This window comes from Geobacillus subterraneus, from assembly GCF_001618685.1.
In the GTDB taxonomy this organism is placed as follows: Bacteria; Bacillota; Bacilli; order Bacillales; family Anoxybacillaceae; genus Geobacillus; species Geobacillus subterraneus.
The window spans coordinates 1,405,270-1,423,678 of the sequence record NZ_CP014342.1; the positions used below are offsets into that span (position 1 = coordinate 1,405,270).

Consider the following 18,409-nt stretch of genomic DNA (forward strand, 5'->3'; position numbering starts at 1 on the left):
AGGGAGGAGAAACGATGGCGATTCATGAGGACGTCGTCATTGGGATTGATATTGGAACGACAAGCACAAAAGCGGTTGTGTTTGACGGGCGGGGGAAGGTGCTGGCTTCTCACCCCGTCGACTATCCGATCATCCAGCCGCATCCGGGGTTTGCCGAGCAGGATCCCGATGAACTGTTCGCGGCGGTCGTTCAAGCGGTCGGGGCGGTGACGGTCCGCCACGGCATCCGCCCAGAACAGGTGAAAGCGATGGGTTTGAGTGCGGCGATGCACTCGATTATGGCGCTTGACGAGTCGGGCCGGCCGCTCACCCGCCTCCTCATCTGGGCGGACAACCGAAGCGTGGCTCAAACGGAGCGGCTGTGGAAAGAGCAAAACGGGCTTGCCATTTACCGGCGGACGGGGACGCCGATCCATCCGATGTCCCCGTTGCCGAAACTGCTTTGGCTGAAAGAGAAGCAGCCGGATGTGTTTCGGCAAGCCCGCTGGTTTGTCTCTGTGAAAGATTATGTGCTTTACCGTCTATACGGCGATTATATCGCTGACCATTCGCTCGCTTCAGCGACCGGTTTGTTCTGCCTCGATACGCTTGATTGGGACGAGGATGTGCTTTCGTTTCTTGGCATAAGCCGCGAGCGGCTGCCGCGTTTAGTCCCAGCGACATACATCTTGCAAGGGATGAAGAAAGAATGGGCGGATAAAATGGGGGTATCCGCTGACGTGCCTGTTGTGATCGGAGCAAGCGACGGCGTGCTCGCCAACGTCGGCGTCGGGGCGGTGCTCCCAGGTGAAGCGGCCATTACGATCGGGACGAGCGGGGCGGTGCGGACGATTGCGGCAAAACCGACGACCGATGAAAAAGGGCGGACGTTTTGTTATGCGTTGACGCCCGGCTATTGGGTCGTCGGCGGACCGACGAACAACGGCGGCATTTTGCTTCGCTGGCTGCGCGACGAGTTTGGCGCCCAAGAGCGGGAAGTGGCGAAAAAGCTCGGCATCGATCCGTATGACTTGTTGACGAAATACGCGGAACGCGTCCCGCCGGGGGCGGAAGGGCTTGTGTTTTTGCCGTTTTTGTCGGGCGAGCGGGCGCCGTACTGGAATGCGAACGCGCGTGGGACGTTTTTTGGCCTTGGCCTTCATCATAAGCGCGAGCATTTCATCCGCGCTGTCATGGAAGGCGTCTGCTTCAGCATTCTCTCGGTCGCTTTAGCCATTCGCGATGTCACGGGGCCGATGTCGGAAATCCGTGTCTCGGGCGGATTCGCCAAGTCGCCGTTTTGGCGGCAAATGCTTTCTGATATGCTCGGCAAACCGCTCATCGTGCCGCAGACGCACGAGGCGTCGGCGCTAGGGGCGGCTGCCGTGGCGCTTTACGCGTTAGGCGAGCTGCCGTCGCTGGAAACGGTGAAAACGTGGATCGACACAACGGCCCGCCATGAGCCGAAGGAAGAACATACGCTCATTTACGCTGAACTGTTTGATTTGTATGCCCGCTTGTATGAGCGATTGAAAGAGGAGTTCGACATCATCGCTGCGTTTCAGCGGCGGAGTGGGTAAAGGGAGGAAGACTAAATCGATTTAGTTGGCTATGATCGGGCGCTAAATCGATTTAGCCCTTTCCTTCAAAGATCTGAAAACGTTTGCTTTGTTCACTAAATCGATTTATCTCAAAGATAAAGGAGGAGCTTGTGATGGGAATCGCCATTGTTGTTGCTGCTATTATCGTGTTATTATTGCTCATTAGATTGTGCAGCATAAAGAAGCACGTGAGCTTCCTGGCTTTGGCAATACGCTGTTCACGATTTTGCTTCCGGTCATTTTGATGTTGATTGCCTCTGTGGCAAACGTGACGCTTGATCAAAAGTCAGAAGCGGCGAAAGTGTTGCGCTTTATCGGCGACCCGATTGTTGCGCTCTTGATCGCGACGGTTTATTCGTTCTTCAGCTTAGGCTACGCCCGCGGCTTCCATCGCGACGCCGTGCTGAAGTTCGCCAATGACTGCCTTGGTCCGGTCGCGAACATCCTGCTTGTCATCGGGGCGGGCGGCGCATTCAACAAAGTGCTGCTTGATTCCGGCATCGGCGAACAAATCGCGGAAGTGGCGAAACACTCGCACTTCTCTCCGCTCCTGTTAGGCTGGGGCATTGCGGCGCTCATTCGCGTAGCGACGGGATCGGCGACCGTCTCGATGATGACCGCTGCCGGCATCGTTGCCCCCATCGCGGCTACCATGCCGGGAACGAATATGGAACTGCTTGTCTTGGCGACCGGCGCGGGTTCGTTGATCTTGTCGCACGTCAATGACTCCGGCTTCTGGATGATCAAAGAATATTTCGGCATGACGGTGAAAGAAACGCTCATGACATGGACAGTCATGGAAACGATTATTTCGGTGGTGGCGTTTGTCTTCATTTTGTTATTGAATATGGTTCTCTAGCCTTTTCCAGGCAAGACGCTCGTTTTTAGAAGAACGGGCGTCTTATTTTTATATGTTCTTTTGTTATATTTTATATTATAATTATGTAATAAAAAATGACATAAGGAGTGACGCCTGTTGATTTTTGCGAGACGTGCGGAACGAAAAATAAAGCGCGAACTGGATCAGCCTCGACGTGAGGAAACGCAGGGAGGACCGCAACAAATTGCAAGGCAAATTGTTGTGGCGGTTGATCAGCTCAAAGCAGCGATGGAACAGATGAAGATGGCGGCACTTTCGCTGAATGACATTTCCGATTCAAGCCGGAATAGTGCGGCAGAGCTGATGGACCATAGCGAGAAAACGGTGGAGTATACGGAAAAAGTGGCGAACAAAATGCGAACAATCGAGGAGGCGGCTAGGGAAATCGCTGCATCTTCGCGTGATATGTATGCGAGCAGCCAGCAGTTTTCCGAACATTGGCTGCATTCATGGAATTCATTGGAGACGTTGCAAAAAGAAATTCGAACACTGCGCTCCCACCATGAAACGTTATTGGAACAAATGGACCATCTCGTTCATCATTCGCGACGCATCAATGAAATTATATCAGCGATCGGCGAGATTTCGCAGAAAACGAAAATTTTGTCGCTCAATGCCAATATTGAGGCGGCTCGTGCGGGAGAACATGGGCGCGGGTTTGCGGTCGTCGCGCGGGAAATCGGCATGTTGGCGAATCAAACGTCGGAAGCTGTCCAGCAAACACAGGATATTTTGTCCCTTATTCAACGCGAAATCGCAGCGACAACCGATATCGTTCGCGAAGAAACAAAGCAAATCGATGTTGAAGAGAAAGAAATGGAAGCGATTATGTCGTTCCTTCATTTGCTGCAGCGACAGCTGAATGATATGACGGACCTCGTCTCCTCTTCTGTCCGGTCAGCGTCTGGGCAGTCGGACAGCGTGAAAGAAATCGCCGTTCTCCTAGAAGAAATCGTGCAATTGAGCCGGGAAAATCAACGGTTTGTCGAGCGAGTGACGGCGGATATGAACGAACAGCATGAAAGCGTCGAACAGATTTTGCGCATTAATGAAGCGCTGCAAAAGACAGCGGAGGAGCTGCAACAAACGGTCGGACGTGATTGGATGAGAGAAACGATTTCTGTCGATGATGCGGTCGTGAAAAACACGATTCAGAAACTATCGGCTTTGCTTCAGTCAGCTCCGTTGGAACAAATGGATGAGGCCATGCATCAACGCGTGCTGGATCGATTTTTATCTGAGAATGGAGAGATTGAGGCTGTCTGGTCGAATCGTCTTGATGGGGCGTTTGTCTATTCGAATCCGCCGGCGGGCTTGGTCAACGCCAAAGTCCGGTCGTGGTTTCAGGAAGCTTGTAGAGGAACAGTGTATGTTTCCGATCCGTATGTATCGGCATTGACGAAACATCTTTGCGTCACGGTGTCCGCTCCCATTAGGGATCATAACGGTCAAATTGTCGGGGTCATTGGAGTGGATTTGTCGCTTGTGAAATGAACGCTGCCCCAAAAAGGTGCATGTGTGCCTTTTTGGGGCATGTTTTGTTTTTCGACCTGGCTGATTGGTCGGAAGATGATTGATAATAAATATAACAAAAATATGTAATAAAATATGACAAATATGTTGAGTCCGTGAAACGTGGGCCTTATACTGCTAATCAAGAACAAATCCTCAACGTGGAGAACATGCATCGCTTTTGAGGAACAAGGGAGGGATGCGCTCTTTTAGATGAACGAGGGGCAGGAATTCATCGATGTTTCAAATGAATAGGGGGAAGGGTGTGCGAATGAAACCAGCATTCATGTGGAAATTATGGCTGCTTTTATGCGTCAGTGTTTTTGCTCTTGGGGGATGTGCGGCGTCATCAGCAGTGGATCAAGCCAAAAACGAGAATCAAAATGATTCATCTTCGGCTGGCAAAGAAGGGGATGTGGTCAAAGTAGGAATCCTTCACTCGTTAAGCGGAACGATGGCCATCAGTGAAGTATCGTTGCGCGATGCCGAGTTAATGGCCATTGAGGAAATCAATGCATCGGGCGGGCTGCTCGGCAAGAAGATTGAACCGGTTGTGGAAGATGGAGCGTCCGACTGGCCGACATTTGCCGAAAAGGCGAAAAAATTGCTGCAAAAAGATCAAGTGGCCGCCATTTTCGGCGGTTGGACATCGGCGAGCCGCAAGGCGATGCTTCCGGTTGTGGAGCAAAACAACGGGCTGCTTTGGTATCCGGTGCAATATGAAGGGATGGAGTCGTCTCCGAACATCTTTTACACTGGGGCGACGACGAATCAACAAATCGTTCCAGCGGTCAGCTGGCTCTTGAAAAACCGCGGCAAGACGTTTTTCTTGCTTGGATCGGATTACGTCTTTCCGCGGACAGCGAACAAAATCATCAAGGCCCAGTTGAAGGCCGAAGGTGGGCAAGTGGTCGGGGAAGAATATACGCCGCTCGGCCATACCGATTATAGCACCATTATCAGCAAAATCAAACAAGTGAAACCGGCTGTCGTCTTCAATACGCTCAACGGCGATAGCAATGTCGCCTTTTTCAAACAGTTGAAAGACGCTGGCATCACACCGAAAGACGTGACGGTGATGTCCGTCAGCATCGCAGAAGAAGAAATACGCGGGATCGGGCCGGATGTGTTGGCCGGTCACTTGGCTGTGTGGAACTATTTTCAGACGACCGATACACCGGAAAATAAGGCGTTTGTACAAAAGTATAAAGAAAAGTACGGGCAAGACCGCGTGACCGATGATCCGATTGAAGCGGCGTATACAGCCGTTCATTTATGGGCCGAAGCAGTGAAAAAAGCCGGCTCCTTTGATGTGGATCAAGTGAAAAAAGCGGCGGCCGGCCTTGAATACAAGGCGCCGGAAGGAACGGTGAAAATTGACGGGGAAACGCAGCATTTATGGAAAACGGTGCGCATTGGTGAAATCCAAGCGGACGGACAATTCAAAGAGTTATGGAATTCCGGTCAGCCGGTGAAGCCGGATCCGTATTTAAAGAGCTACCCATGGGCGAAAGGATTAAGTGAATAGTTGCATGGGGAGGAAGGCATGTCCTTCCTTCTTGCCCAGCGGACATGAGAGGGGGACGGCGATGTTTATTGACCAATTATTCAACGGGCTGAGCGTCGGTTCGATTTTGCTTTTGATCGCCATTGGGTTGGCGATCACCTTTGGATTGATGGGCGTCATCAATATGGCGCACGGTGAACTGATGATGGTCGGCGCGTACACAACCTACGTCATTCAACAAATCTTTGCCCATCATGCGCCGCAATCAGCGGGGATGTACTTTGTCATTGCCATTCCGTCGTCGTTTCTCATCGCTGCCTTGCTTGGGTGGGGGTTGGAAAAAAGCTTGATCCGCCATTTGTACCACCGCCCGCTGGACAGTTTGTTGGCGACATGGGGGATCAGTTTGATTTTGCAACAGACGGCCCGCCTCATCTTTGGGGCGCCCAACGTGGCGGTTGTGCCGCCAAGCTGGCTGGATGGCGGAATCCGCTTGTTTGGGGCGGTGTTTCCGTATAAACGGTTGTTTATTCTCTGTCTTGTATTGGCGATCGTGTTCTTTCTTTATATGTATTTAACGAAAACACGAGCTGGCCGACGCATTCAGGCTGTCACCATGAACCGGCCGATGGCGGCCTGTCTCGGCATTGCCACGCAAAAGGTCGATGCTTACTCGTTTGCCATCGGTTCAGGATTGGCGGGGGTGGCGGGATGTGCGTTGACCTTGCTTGGGCCGATTGGGCCGACGATCGGCACGTACTATATTGTCGATGCATTTATGGTCGTCATTTTAGGAGGAGTGGGAAAACTGGCTGGGACGCTGCTAGGAGCGTTTGGCCTCGGCTTAATCTCCACCTTTGTCGAATATTCCACAAGCGCCACCATCGCCAAAGTCATTGTGTTCGTTCTCATTATTGCGTTCTTGCAATGGAAACCGTCCGGTCTTCTTAGCTTGAGGACGCGGTCGCTCGATTGAGGGGAGGAAGCATCGTGAACAAACGTTGGGGATACTGGCTGTTTTTCGTTGCTTTGTTTTTGGCGCCATTTTATTTAACGGAGTTTCGCCTGTCTTTGCTTGGCAAATTTCTTTGCTTTGCCATCGTGGCGGTCGGCATCTCCCTCATTTGGGGATATACCGGCATTTTGAGCCTCGGCCATGGGGTGTATTTTGGATTGGGTGCTTATTGCATGGCGATGTATTTGAAGCTCGAAGCTTCGCGAGGGCATTTGCCTGATTTTATGGAGTGGAGCGGCGTGCGCGAACTGCCGTGGTTTTGGAAGCCGTTTGCGCATCCGATGGTGGCCATCGCCGCCGCGATCGCTCTTCCTACGTTGCTCGCTGCGCTATTAAGCTATTTAACGTTTAAAAATCGGATTCAAGGCGTCTATTTTTCTCTCCTTTCCCAGGCGGTTGTTGTCGTGTTTGTTACGTTGTTTATCGGCAAGCAAGAATGGACAGGCGGAACGAACGGCTTGACCAATTTTTCGACCGTGTTTGGTTTTTCGCTGTCATCGCCGCTCACCCAAATCGTTTTGTATTGGCTGACAACGGCCTGTCTCGCTCTCATTTTCGTCGCGGCGCGCCGCTTGACGTCCGGACGGTTGGGGAAGGTGCTCATCGCGATTCGCGACGCGGAAAACCGGGTTCGTTTTTTAGGATTCAATCCGACCGTCTATAAAGTGTTTGTGTATAGTTTGTCAGCAGCCTTTGCCGGGGTGGCTGGGGCGTTGTTTGTCCTGCAAGTCGGGCTCATTTCCCCGGAGATGATGGGGATTATTCCTTCGATCGAAATGGTGTTATGGGCCGCTGTCGGCGGACGCCAATCGCTCATGGGCGCGATCATTGGTGCGATTGTCATGAACACGGCGAAAAGCTTTTTAAGCGAAAATTATCCGGATCTATGGCTGCTTTTGTTAGGCGCCTTGTTTGTCGTTGTTGTGTTGTTTGTTCCGAAAGGATTGGCGGGTATTTATGAATCGCTCGCTGCCGTTCGCATCAAAGCAAAAAGGGGGCATGAACGTGAAGCCCGTGTTGATGTGTCGTGACGTCGTCGTTGACTTCGATGGATTTCGTGCTTTGCAAGGTGTTGATCTCGCGGTTTACCCCCATGAAGTGCGATTTTTGATCGGTCCGAACGGAGCGGGAAAAACGACGCTGCTCGATGTCATTTGCGGGCGGACGAGAGTGACGGACGGGCGGGTGCTGTTTTTTTTCCATGACATCACGCAACGGCCGGAATATGAGATCGTGCAAATAGGCATCGCCCGGAAGTTTCAAAGCCCTTCCATTTTTCCGTTTTTGACGGTGTGGGAAAATATGGAGTTAGCCATGCGACAAGATCGGCGTCTGCGTTCCGTTTTGCGGGCGAAGTTGACTGGAGAAGAGAAAGAAATGATGGCAGCACAGCTAGAGAAAATTGGATTGCTCGATGAACGTCATCGCTTAGCGGGCTCACTGTCTCATGGCCAAAAGCAGTGGTTGGAAATCGGCATGCAGCTCATTCAGCGTCCGCAGCTCCTCCTATTGGATGAGCCGATCGCCGGCATGAGTGCGGCGGAGCGGGAGCGCACGGGGGAATGGCTCCATGAAATGGCCGAACATTGTGCGGTCATTATTGTCGAGCATGATATGGACTTTGTCCGCCGCTATTCCAAACAAGTGACAGTCATGCATGAAGGAAAAGTATTGTGCGAAGGATCGATGGATGAAGTGCAGCAAAACGAACAAGTGATCGATGTGTACCTTGGAAGGGGGAAAAACGCGTGCTGCGCCTCCGGGATGTAACGGCTGGCTATGACGGAAGTGTGGTGCTCGATCATGTTGACATGGATGTTCCTCTTGGTCGGGTGACGGCGGTGTTGGGCAGAAACGGGGTTGGAAAAACGACGTTGATGAAGACGATCATCGGGTTGATTCGCCCGATGTCAGGCGTCATCGAATGGGAGGGGGAAGATATCACGCGCTGGCCGCCGGAGCGGCGGGCGCGAGCGGGGATCGGCTATGTGCCGCAAGGGAGGGAAATTTTTTCGGCGTTGACGGTGGAGGAAAATATTCTTCTCGGGCTGGAAGCGCAGGCCGAAAAAGTCCGTCCCCAGCCGACCCTTGATGAAATGTACGCGCTGTTCCCGATTTTAAAAGAGATGCGCCAGCGAAAAGGAGGAGATTTAAGCGGCGGACAGCAGCAACAGCTGGCCATTGCCCGCGCGTTGGCCGGCCGGCCGAAACTGCTCTTGCTTGATGAACCGATGGAAGGCATTCAGCCCTCGATCGTTGCGTTGATTCATGATGCGATTATGAAAATCGCCGAAGAAAAGCAGGTTGGCATCATATTGGTCGAACATAACGTGGAGCTGGCGTTTTCTTGTGCCGATCGTTTCTATATTTTGGATCGCGGCGCTGTCGTGGCGAAAGGGGATGTCGATGGGGCTGATTTGACTTATATTCAATCGTTTCTTGCTGTTTAAGCAGCAGACAGCGGTGTTAGCGAATGAGAGATTTTTTGAACCTGCGAGTATAGGCGGGAGCATTCAAGAGGGGGGAAGAGATGAGTGAAACTGACTCCGCGTGAACAGGAAAAGCTGCTGATCGTCGTTGCCGCTGATTTGGCGCGCCGCCGGAAAGAGCGGGGCTTGAAGCTAAATTATCCGGAAGCGGTGGCGCTCATTACGTATGAACTGATGGAAGGAGCCCGCGACGGGCGGACGGTGGCGGAGTTGATGCAATACGGCGCAACGATTTTGACGCGCGATGATGTGATGGAAGGCGTCGCTGACATGATCGACGAGATTCAAGTCGAGGCGACGTTTCCGGACGGCACGAAACTCGTCACGGTCCACCAGCCGATCCGGTCGTAATAGCGCCGGCCGATTCCGATGAAGGTGGATAAAGGAGTGATCTTATGATCCCAGGAGAATACCGATTGCGCGACGAACCGATTGTGTGCAACCGGCAAAAGCCGGTTACGAAGCTGACGGTCATAAACCGCGGCGACCGCCCGGTGCAGGTCGGTTCCCATTTTCACTTTTTTGAAGTCAATTCGTTTCTCGAATTTGACCGACAGGCCGCATACGGAAAACATTTGAACATCCCAGCCGGGACAGCGGTCCGTTTTGAACCCGGGGATGCGAAGCAAGTGGAGCTTGTCCCGTTCTCCGGCAAGCGCCGGGTGTACGGATTAAACAATATGGTCAACGGTCCGCTTGATGACAACGGGAAGGAGGGAGCAAGAGAATGAGTTTTTCCATGTCAAGACGGCAATACGCGGATATGTTTGGACCGACGACCGGGGACTGCATCCGGTTGGCGGACACAGACTTATGGATTGAAATTGAGCATGACTATACCGTTTACGGCGATGAAGTGAAATTCGGCGGCGGGAAGGTGATTCGCGACGGGATGGGGCAGCATCCGCTCGCTGTCCGCGACGAAGCGGTCGATTTAGTGTTGACGAACGCCGTCATCGTTGATTACACCGGCATTTACAAAGCCGATATCGGGATCAAAGATGGAAACATCGCTGCCATCGGCAAGGCGGGGAATCCGCTGTTAATGGACGGCGTCAATATTGTCATCGGCGCCTCAACGGAAGTGATCGCGGCCGAAGGGAAAATCGTGACCGCTGGAGGAGTGGATGCCCATATCCATTTCATTTGCCCGCAGCAAATCGAAACCGCCCTGTCATCCGGCATTACGACGATGATTGGTGGCGGGACCGGACCGGCGACTGGAACGAATGCCACGACGTGCACGCCGGGAGAGTGGAACATTTACCGGATGCTTGAAGCCGCCGAAGCGTTCCCGATGAATCTTGGGTTTTTAGGAAAAGGCAACGCGTCGGCAAAAGAGCCGATCGCGGAGCAAGTGCGCGCGGGCGCGGTGGGACTTAAGCTTCATGAAGACTGGGGAACGACGGCGGCAGCGATTGATGCGTGCTTGCAAGTGGCTGATGAGTACGATGTGCAAGTCGCCATTCATACCGATACGTTGAATGAAGGCGGGTTTGTCGAGCATACACTGAAGGCCATTAACGGACGTGTCATCCATACATACCATACGGAAGGGGCGGGAGGCGGACATGCGCCCGATATTATGAAAGTCGCCAGCTTCCCGAACATTTTGCCTTCTTCCACGAACCCGACGCGGCCGTATACGAAAAACACGCTCGATGAGCATTTAGATATGTTAATGGTGTGTCATCATTTAGATCCGTCCGTTCCAGAAGACATTGCCTTTGCTGATTCGCGCATCCGCAAAGAAACGATCGCGGCAGAAGACATTTTGCACGACATCGGCGCCTTCAGCATGATCAGTTCCGACTCGCAAGCGATGGGGCGCGTCGGGGAAGTCATTTTGCGCACGTGGCAAACGGCCGACAAAATGAAAAAACAGTTTGGCCGCTTGCCGGAGGAAACGGGGCGAGGCGATAATGTCCGCGTCAAACGGTACGTAGCCAAATATACGATCAACCCGGCTATCACTCATGGCGTCGCGGAGTATGTCGGGTCAGTCGAAGTCGGAAAATTCGCAGATTTGGTCGTTTGGCATCCCGCTTTTTTCGGGATCAAGCCTGAGCTCGTCATCAAAGGCGGGATGATCGCCTACAGCGTGATGGGCGACCCGAACGCCAGCATTCCGACGCCGCAGCCCGCTCTGTACCGCCCGATGTTCGCCAGCTATGGCGCCGCCGTCGCGAAAACGTCCATTACGTTTTTGTCCAAAGCGGCGTTCGAACGCGGCGTCCCTGACAAACTGCGATTGCACAAAATCGTCAAACCGGTTGGAAACATTCGTTCGTTAACGAAACACGATATGGTGTTCAACAACGCCATGCCTCAAATCGATGTCGATCCGCAAACGTATGAAGTGAAGGTCGATGGACGGCTCATCACGTGCGAACCGGCTGAAGTTGTGGCCATGGCGCAACGATATTTTCTATTTTGAGGTGATGATGATGATTGTAGAAACGGTTATCGGCAACATTCGAACTCTTTCTTCTCTCCCCCCGCACATCGAACGGGTGTACATGCCAAGCGATGATTTAGTAAAACGAATTCAGCGGGTGGTGACCGACCACGGGAGGGAAATTGGCATTCGCTTGAAAGAAGCGAAAGAATTGGTAGACGGAGATGTGTTATGGATGGATGAGCATAATGCCATTGTCGTATCCGTTCTTCCCGATGATTTGCTTGTCATCCAGCCGGTTTCCATGAAACAAATGGGGGAGATCGCTCATCAGCTCGGCAACCGCCACTTGCCCGCCCAATTCGAGGAAGGGGAAATGCTCGTCCAATACGACTATTTAGTCGAAGAGCTGCTCCAGCAACTCGGCATCCCGTACAAGAGGGAAAAACGGAAAGTAAAACAAGCGTTCCGCCATATCGGGCATCGCCATGACTGACCAACAGTTGTTGTGGCTGCTGCAGCTCTCCGATTCGAATTTTCCGTCTGGAGCATTTTCCCATTCCTTTGGGTTTGAAACATACATGTACAATGAACAAATTTGCGATGCCAAAACGTTTGGCGATGTGCTTGTCGCTTATATTCAGACCCAGCTGACGTATACGGATGGATTGGCGTGCCGGATCGCCTATGAGCAGTTGGAAGTCGACCGTATGGAAGGACTGCGGCGGCTGAACGACACGCTGTTTGCTCTCTGCTTGGCGAAGGAAACGCGAGAAGGAACGAGAATGATTGGGGGGCGCTTATGGAAACTGTGCCGCGACATTTACGGAGTCGATGAATTGGATGAGATCGTGCAAACGACGCGGTCCATTCATCCGGCCATTGTGTTTGCGGCGGTTGGCCGCAAAATCGGAGCAGCCAAACAAACGACGGTGCTGACGTATTTGTTTGCTTCCGTACAAACGATGGTGCAAAACGCGGTCCGCGGCATTCCCCTCGGCCAGACGGATGGGCAAAAGCTGCTCGTCATGGCGCAGCCATATTTGATTCATGCCGCGAGCATCATCGAGACACTCGATGAAGAGGAGCTCGGGGCGGCAGCCGTCGGCTTGGAAATCGCGCAAATGCAGCATGAACGTCTTCCTGTTCGATTGTTTATGTCGTAAATCTTGTTTGACGTGGAACGAAAGAAGGACAGAGAAGGGAGAATCCAGAATGGAACCGGTACGAATCGGCATCGGCGGCCCGGTCGGCGCCGGCAAAACGATGCTTGTCGAGAAGCTGACGCGGGCGATGCATCGCCGCTTTAGCATCGCGGTCATTACGAATGATATTTATACAAAAGAAGATGCCCAATTTTTAATCAAACATAGCGTCTTGCCGGAAGATCGGATTATCGGCGTCGAAACGGGCGGGTGCCCGCATACGGCCATTCGCGAAGACGCATCAATGAATTTTGCGGCCATTGATGAACTGAAACGGCGCCATCCAGATGTGGAACTCATTTTGATCGAGAGCGGCGGCGATAACTTGGCGGCGACCTTCAGCCCGGAGTTGGTCGATTTCTCCATTTATGTCATCGACGTCGCCCAAGGGGAGAAAATTCCGCGCAAAGGCGGACAAGGGATGATGAAGTCGGATTTGCTCGTGATCAACAAAATCGATCTTGCCCCTTACGTCGGCGCCAGTCTGGAAGTGATGGAACGGGACGCCAAAGCAGCGCGAGGGGCGAAGCCGGTCATTTTTACAAATTTAAAAGAAGAGATTGGTCTTTTTGACGTTGTGGATTGGATCGAAAAACAGGTGCTGCTGGCAGGGCTGGAAGAATGAGCTGGACGGGGCGTTTGCGATGTACAGCGGTCGTGAAAAACGGCCGCACCGTCATTTTGGACAACTATAGTGAAGGGGCGCTGAAACTGATGCGTCCTGTTTACCTCGACCCGGCTCATCCGACGTTATATCTTGTCCACGTGGGCGGCGGGTATGTCGATGGGGATTCATATGATATGGAAATCTTCCTCGAGCCCAGCGCCCGGTTGATGGTGACGACCCAGTCGGCGGCGAAAATCTACAAAACTCCTTCAACGCCTGTAAGGCAGTATACACGATTGTCACTTGGGGAGCAAAGCGTACTTGAATATTTCCCCGACCCGACGATCGCCTATGAGCATGCGCGCTTTTATCAAGAAACGACGGTGTACATCACGCCAAGCTCCACGTTTGTTTATGGCGAAATCATCACGCCTGGATGGTCGGAAAGCGGCGAGCTGTTCCGCTATGATTGGATTCGCTCGAAACTGAAGGTGTATCAAGACGAGGCGCTCGTTCTGTTTGATCATCTGTACTTGGACTCGCGGCAGCACTTAACGAGCATGCTGCAGCTCGGCGGCTACACGCATGTCGGATCATTCGTGGCTCTTTCTCCGTTCATCACAAAGGAAGTGTTAGAACAGTTCAACCAATTCATGGAAGAGATGCCGAAAGAGGTTCGCTGCGGTTTTTCAGCGGCAGCCGTTCCAGGCTTTTCTGTACGTATATTGGCGTATGAAACATCGGCCATCGAAGCGATATTCCAACGCGTCCAACAGTTCATTCGCCAACAATGCGGTGAGAAAGCGCCAGTCTGTTGGAGGAAATATTGACAAGGGAAAGGAAGAAGACAATGGGAACGATATGGCCTGTGCTCTTGTTTGGATTGCTGCTTGGAATGAAACATGCGACGGAACCGGATCATGTCATTGCCGTTTCGACCATTGCCAGCCGGACGAAAAAACTGTCCCTTTCATCGCTGGCCGGCATGTTTTGGGGAATTGGCCATACGTTGACGCTGCTCGTTGTTGGGATGGCGATGATCGCCTTTGAGCGGCAAATTCCTGAACAGATTGCTTCTTATCTCGAAATGGGCGTCGGCATCATGATCGTTATTCTAGGAATTGCTAGTTTCCGTTCGACAATGAGGCTGGATCATCATCACCAGGGCGATATTCATCATTTACATGTGAAATCGACATTGATTGGCATCGTCCACGGTTTAGCCGGCAGCGCCGGAATGGTGTTGTTGACGATGACGACGGTCAAAGGAACTTGGATGGCGCTTGCTTTTATTTTGATTTTTGGCCTAGGAACGGTCATCGGCATGATGCTGTTCACGACGTTTCTCGGGATTCCGTTTGTTTGGATGAAAGCGAAACAGCAAGTCATGAATCAATGGATCGTGAAAACCGTCTCCCTCATCAGCATCGCCTATGGGGTCTATTACATGTATCATATCGCCGCCGAAATTTGACGCTCCTCGCGGCTGGCGTCATAGGTGGAGGGTTGTTCAAAACAAAGAAGCACCGGTCTTGGGAGAAGGCCGGTGCTTCTTTTTCGATGCGGCGTCATCGCCACTTCGTGTCACGCCAGTGGTTTTACAAGCAACAACTCATCTCGAATAGGAATGCCGTCAGGACTTGTTTTCGGAATGTTTGGCTTGATTTGTCGCGCCTTGTCGACAGCGTTGGGAAAGACGTTCACAATTTGATAGCCGCGCTTTTGATAGAAACGAAGGGCATGCAAGTTGTCGTTGGTAGTGATCAGTTGAACAGCCGTGCACCTTTGTTGTCTCGCCCATGCCTCTGCCTCATGCAAAAGGGCGCTGCCGATGCCGCGGTTTTCCATTATGCTGTCTAGCGAGATGATCTCGCATTCGTTTCCACGAATCACAAACGTAATGAGTCCGACGATCCGAGATCCATTCTCAACAGCCGCAAATCCATCCAGCTCGCTGCAGGTATAGATGCCGGTCGAGACAACCATTTGCGGGCTTCCCCAATGGTCGTTGAAAAATTGGTTGACGATGGCGCGGTCCAACTGTTTGGTTGGAACGATGTTCAAGGCGATCCTTCCCCTTTGTGCAGATGATGATTTTCACCCCAATGCATAAGCCGTTCACTTCCGTGCGTGAGTTTGACACTCCGCACGCCTAAAGGCGTGGGATTCTTGGGTCGTTCGCGTCCTCATCCATTTCTAGTTCGGATAACGCCCAAATTCAGGGGTGTGTCATCACCCCGTCCCATCGGGTTAGGATGTACCCCAATGGGCGGCGCACCTGTGACCAGTGCGCTAGGTTAGACGGGGCTCGCTTTCATCCCACCCCTCAAGGAGTGGGCTTTCTCGCTCGCTGATCTGTAACAGGGGATGTCCACATCCGTCCTCCTCTTGTGTCAAAGGGCCGAGTCTTTTTGCATCATGGCTCGTTGAAACGATTGAAAAACAGCGAAGGAAATGAATGTTAGCACAATCCCTGACATATATGGCAAACTGGACTTTAAGGTGAACAACCAGCCGGCGATCGCCGGACCGCCGATGCGGCCGAGCGAATCGAACGATGATAAGACGCCTGTTGCGCTTCCTTGGCCGTCCGCCGTATATTTCGTCAACAACGCGGAGACGCATGGGCGGATGATGCCGTTTCCAATGCCGAAAATCGTTAAATAGAGCGCGGCTGTCCAAAAGCTGTGAACGAATAAAATGAGAAAAAAGCCAACTGCTGACAAGAACAGCCCGACACGAATGACAGCGCCTTCCCCGAATGAGCGGATCAGTTTTCCAAGAAGCCCCCCTTGAACGACGGCTCCTGCAAGCCCCATGATCATAAAGATGTAGCCAAGTTCCGTCGACGAAAGTCCCGCTCGTTCAGCGGCAAAATAGGCGAACGTCGCCTCAAGTCCGGCGAGGGAAAACGTTGTGATCAGCTGCAGTAGGTATAGGCGCGCTACAGGCCCTTGGAGGGCGGCCGCAAGCGATGGCCGCTTTGTTCGTATATTCATTCGTTTTTCTCTCGGAAGCGACTCATGCAAGAAAACGAAAACGAATAGAGCGGTCAAGAGCGCCAAGCAGCCTGCCATCCAAAACGGAGCGGTTAAGCTCGTTTTCGAGAACACGCCGCCGATCCCCGGTCCGAAAATGAATCCAAGCCCAACGGCCGCTCCGATCATCCCCATTCCTTTGCCCCGGCCTTCTTCCGTTGTCACATCTGCGACGTACGCCATAGCGGCCGGCATCGTGGCCGCCGATAGACATCCGCCGATGATGCGAGCGGCAAACAACATCCAAAGTGTTGTGGCGGCGGCGAGCAAGAAAAACGAAAGTGCTAAGCCAGAAATACCGATGAGCAACATCGGCTTTCGTCCATATTGGTCCGATAGTTTCCCCCACATCGGCGCAAATAAAAATTGCATGAGCGAATAAACGGCCATCAACCAGCCGAGTTGTGTCGGGGAAGCGCCGATTGTTTCAGCGTAAAACGGAAGGACGGGAATGATGATGCCAAACCCGGCCATGACCAAAAACATCACAAGAAACAAAAGCGATAAATCACGGCGATTGCCCATGATCATCATCTCCACGATATGGTTTGCCTCTTTCATCATAATGGAAAGACAGGCGTTTTTCAAAGCAGATCGCACCTTGCTTGGCCGTTCCGACGAGGCTGGGGATCACTCCTGAATGTCGCCCACAAACCATTTTCCTTCCTCCCCATTGACAATGGAAGCGGTTTTCGCGAGACTGGAGGTAAACGGTTCGACAAACAATGAAGCGGACTTTGGACCGGCATCCGCCAAGGGTGCGAAACGACAAACACGCATGGGAGAGAATGGTGCATGATGACCAAAAACGAAATCCAAAAGTGGGTAAAGGAATTCCCGCTGCTTGAAACGATCATGGCGGCCGAAGAGGTGTTTTGGCGCAATCCAAAATATCACGCGTTTGCGCAAGCTATTCGAACGATTCCTTTACGTGAACGCGATGTCAAGGAGGCCGAAGAGCGATTACGCCGCTTTGCCCCCTACATCGCGAAAGTTTTTCCCGAGACGCGGCCGGCCCATGGCATCATCGAATCCCCTTTAGTCCGGATTCCGAACATGAAACAGCGTTTGGAAAAGATGTTTCAGACCAACATTGAAGGGGAGCTGCTGCTGAAATGTGACAGCCATCTTCCCATCTCCGGATCGATCAAGGCGAGAGGGGGAATTTACGAGGTTCTGAAACATGCGGAAGACCTCGCGCTCGTAAACCATATGATCACCATGGGGGACGACTATGCGGTGATGGATAGCGAGGAATTCAGACAGTTTTTTTCCCAATATTCCCTTGTCGTCGGTTCGACAGGGAACTTGGGCTTGAGCATCGGCATCATCGGGGCAAAGCTTGGATTCCGCGTCACCGTTCATATGTCAGCCGATGCGAAACAATGGAAAAAAGACTTGTTGCGAAGCAAAGGGGTCACCGTCATCGAACATCTCACCGATTACAACAAAGTGGTGGAAGAGGCGCGAAGACAGTCCGCCGAGGATCCAACGTCGTATTTTATCGATGATGAAAACTCGATCCATCTGTTTTTAGGCTATGCGGTGGCGGCGTTTCGGCTGAAAAAGCAATTAGAGGACATGAACATCACGGTTGATGAAAAACACCCGCTCTTTGTGTATCTTCCTTGCGGCGTCGGCGGCGGTCCGGGCGGGGTGACGTTTGGGCTGAAGCTCGTGTACGGCGATCATGTGCATTGCTTTTTCGCTGAGCCGACGCATTCGCCTTGCATGCTGCTTGGGTTGATGACAGGAGAGCACGACCGCGTGTCGGTGCAAGATTTTGGCCTCGACAATAAGACCGAAGCGGACGGGCTGGCGGTGGGGCGGCCGTCGCGGCTGGTGGGGAACATGCTTGAGAACGTCATCAGCGGCGTCTATACGGTGGACGATGCGACGCTTTACCGCTTGCTCGCGGCGATGGTGGAAACGGAGGAAATCTATTTAGAGCCGTCCGCCTTGGCGGGGGTGGCGGGGCCTGTTCGGCTGTTTCGTGATTTGGCGGGGCAAACGTACGTAGAGGCAAACGGTTTGAAAGAAAAGATGAAAAACGCCGTCCATATTGGCTGGGCGACAGGCGGAAGCATGGTGCCAAAGGATGTGATGGAGGCCTATTATCGGGAAGGCGTGCGCATCGAAACGATGACAGGGAACGGTTTTTCTGAAGGACGATAAGAT

At 52.5% G+C, this 18,409-nt stretch carries 18 protein-coding genes and 1 pseudogene; 17 read left to right on the forward strand and 2 right to left on the reverse strand.

The genetic code is table 11. The annotated features are described in order from the left end of the window. Positions 1-14 precede the first annotated feature (14 nt). From GS3922_RS06945 to GS3922_RS07020, 16 genes and pseudogenes are all read left to right on the forward strand, one after another. Complete coding sequence (locus GS3922_RS06945) at positions 15-1,559, forward strand: gluconokinase (protein WP_063167341.1); 1,545 nt, start codon at positions 15-17, stop codon at positions 1,557-1,559. Between the two features lie 208 nt (positions 1,560-1,767). Beyond that, positions 1,768-2,439, forward strand: a pseudogene (locus GS3922_RS06950) (GntT/GntP/DsdX family permease); the annotation flags it as partial. A gap of 117 nt (positions 2,440-2,556) precedes the next feature. Then, positions 2,557-3,954: a methyl-accepting chemotaxis protein gene (locus tag GS3922_RS06955; protein ID WP_021321537.1), complete on the forward strand. Its 1,398-nt coding sequence runs from the start codon at positions 2,557-2,559 to the stop codon at positions 3,952-3,954. Positions 3,955-4,243: 289 nt separating this feature from the next. Beyond that, positions 4,244-5,500, forward strand: a complete 1,257-nt coding sequence (gene urtA / locus GS3922_RS06960; protein ID WP_033005789.1) for an urea ABC transporter substrate-binding protein — start codon at positions 4,244-4,246, stop codon at positions 5,498-5,500. A gap of 61 nt (positions 5,501-5,561) precedes the next feature. Continuing rightward, on the forward strand, positions 5,562-6,455 hold the full coding sequence (urtB, locus tag GS3922_RS06965; RefSeq protein WP_042380689.1) for an urea ABC transporter permease subunit UrtB: 894 nt from the start codon (positions 5,562-5,564) through the stop codon (positions 6,453-6,455). A gap of 11 nt (positions 6,456-6,466) precedes the next feature. After that, positions 6,467-7,525, forward strand: coding sequence for an urea ABC transporter permease subunit UrtC (gene urtC / locus GS3922_RS06970; protein ID WP_063167342.1), 1,059 nt, complete (start codon positions 6,467-6,469; stop codon positions 7,523-7,525). Then, positions 7,500-8,264, forward strand: coding sequence for an urea ABC transporter ATP-binding protein UrtD (urtD, locus tag GS3922_RS06975; protein ID WP_063165751.1), 765 nt, complete (start codon positions 7,500-7,502; stop codon positions 8,262-8,264). The genes urtC and urtD overlap by 26 nt, the downstream gene beginning before the upstream one ends. Further along, positions 8,243-8,944 (forward strand): urea ABC transporter ATP-binding subunit UrtE, encoded by a 702-nt coding sequence (gene urtE / locus GS3922_RS06980; RefSeq protein WP_063165752.1) that lies wholly within the window; start codon positions 8,243-8,245, stop codon positions 8,942-8,944. The genes urtD and urtE overlap by 22 nt, the downstream gene beginning before the upstream one ends. Positions 8,945-9,028: 84 nt before the next feature. Continuing rightward, entirely contained in the window at positions 9,029-9,334 is a 306-nt protein-coding gene (gene ureA, locus GS3922_RS06985) for an urease subunit gamma (RefSeq protein ID WP_020755308.1), read from the forward strand. Between the two features lie 44 nt (positions 9,335-9,378). Continuing rightward, complete coding sequence (locus GS3922_RS06990) at positions 9,379-9,714, forward strand: urease subunit beta (RefSeq protein WP_015375019.1); 336 nt, start codon at positions 9,379-9,381, stop codon at positions 9,712-9,714. After that, positions 9,711-11,420: an urease subunit alpha gene (gene ureC, locus GS3922_RS06995; protein WP_063165753.1), complete on the forward strand. Its 1,710-nt coding sequence runs from the start codon at positions 9,711-9,713 to the stop codon at positions 11,418-11,420. Before GS3922_RS06990 ends, ureC begins: the two co-directional genes overlap by 4 nt. Before the next feature lie 10 nt (positions 11,421-11,430). Beyond that, positions 11,431-11,877: an urease accessory protein UreE gene (ureE, locus tag GS3922_RS07000; protein ID WP_050367339.1), complete on the forward strand. Its 447-nt coding sequence runs from the start codon at positions 11,431-11,433 to the stop codon at positions 11,875-11,877. Continuing rightward, positions 11,870-12,547 carry an urease accessory protein UreF gene (locus GS3922_RS07005; protein WP_033025553.1) on the forward strand — a complete coding sequence of 226 codons (678 nt, stop codon included), beginning with the start codon at positions 11,870-11,872 and terminating at the stop codon, positions 12,545-12,547. The genes ureE and GS3922_RS07005 overlap by 8 nt, the downstream gene beginning before the upstream one ends. A gap of 49 nt (positions 12,548-12,596) precedes the next feature. After that, the gene (ureG, locus tag GS3922_RS07010; protein WP_033011718.1) at positions 12,597-13,211 is read left to right on the forward strand and encodes an urease accessory protein UreG; all 615 of its coding nucleotides are present in this window, start codon (positions 12,597-12,599) and stop codon (positions 13,209-13,211) included. Then, entirely contained in the window at positions 13,208-14,023 is an 816-nt protein-coding gene (locus GS3922_RS07015) for an urease accessory protein UreD (protein ID WP_015375015.1), read from the forward strand. The genes ureG and GS3922_RS07015 overlap by 4 nt, the downstream gene beginning before the upstream one ends. A gap of 20 nt (positions 14,024-14,043) precedes the next feature. Further along, positions 14,044-14,667 carry an urease accessory protein gene (locus GS3922_RS07020; protein ID WP_015375014.1) on the forward strand — a complete coding sequence of 208 codons (624 nt, stop codon included), beginning with the start codon at positions 14,044-14,046 and terminating at the stop codon, positions 14,665-14,667. A gap of 110 nt (positions 14,668-14,777) precedes the next feature. Here the strand turns inward: GS3922_RS07020 and GS3922_RS07025 are convergent, their stop codons facing one another. Together GS3922_RS07025 and GS3922_RS07030 are read right to left on the reverse strand one after the other, a co-directional pair. After that, positions 14,778-15,257, reverse strand: coding sequence for a GNAT family N-acetyltransferase (locus GS3922_RS07025; protein WP_063165754.1), 480 nt, complete (start codon positions 15,255-15,257; stop codon positions 14,778-14,780). Between the two features lie 329 nt (positions 15,258-15,586). Beyond that, the gene (locus GS3922_RS07030) at positions 15,587-16,756 is read right to left on the reverse strand and encodes an MFS transporter (RefSeq protein WP_063167343.1); all 1,170 of its coding nucleotides are present in this window, start codon (positions 16,754-16,756) and stop codon (positions 15,587-15,589) included. 270 nt (positions 16,757-17,026) lie between these two features. On the opposite strand from GS3922_RS07030, the gene GS3922_RS07035 reads away from it, so the two are divergent. Next, positions 17,027-18,406: a D-serine ammonia-lyase gene (locus tag GS3922_RS07035; protein ID WP_063165755.1), complete on the forward strand. Its 1,380-nt coding sequence runs from the start codon at positions 17,027-17,029 to the stop codon at positions 18,404-18,406. Positions 18,407-18,409 lie beyond the last annotated feature (3 nt).

Bases quoted from the DNA above. Each gene is read 5' to 3' on its own strand.
- GS3922_RS07015 (WP_015375015.1), top strand. From the start codon at position 13,208: ATGAGCTGGACGGGGCGTTTGCGATGTACAGCGGTCGTGAAAAACGGC.
- GS3922_RS06945 (WP_063167341.1), top strand. From the start codon at position 15: ATGGCGATTCATGAGGACGTCGTCATTGGGATTGATATTGGAACGACA.
- GS3922_RS07005 (WP_033025553.1), top strand. From the start codon at position 11,870: ATGACTGACCAACAGTTGTTGTGGCTGCTGCAGCTCTCCGATTCGAAT.
- urtB (WP_042380689.1), top strand. From the start codon at position 5,562: ATGTTTATTGACCAATTATTCAACGGGCTGAGCGTCGGTTCGATTTTG.
- ureE (WP_050367339.1), top strand. From the start codon at position 11,431: ATGATTGTAGAAACGGTTATCGGCAACATTCGAACTCTTTCTTCTCTC.
- GS3922_RS07035 (WP_063165755.1), top strand. From the start codon at position 17,027: ATGATGACCAAAAACGAAATCCAAAAGTGGGTAAAGGAATTCCCGCTG.
- GS3922_RS07020 (WP_015375014.1), top strand. From the start codon at position 14,044: ATGGGAACGATATGGCCTGTGCTCTTGTTTGGATTGCTGCTTGGAATG.
- GS3922_RS07030 (WP_063167343.1), bottom strand. From the start codon at position 16,756: ATGGGCAATCGCCGTGATTTATCGCTTTTGTTTCTTGTGATGTTTTTG.
- GS3922_RS06990 (WP_015375019.1), top strand. From the start codon at position 9,379: ATGATCCCAGGAGAATACCGATTGCGCGACGAACCGATTGTGTGCAAC.
- ureG (WP_033011718.1), top strand. From the start codon at position 12,597: ATGGAACCGGTACGAATCGGCATCGGCGGCCCGGTCGGCGCCGGCAAA.
- ureC (WP_063165753.1), top strand. From the start codon at position 9,711: ATGAGTTTTTCCATGTCAAGACGGCAATACGCGGATATGTTTGGACCG.
- urtA (WP_033005789.1), top strand. From the start codon at position 4,244: ATGAAACCAGCATTCATGTGGAAATTATGGCTGCTTTTATGCGTCAGT.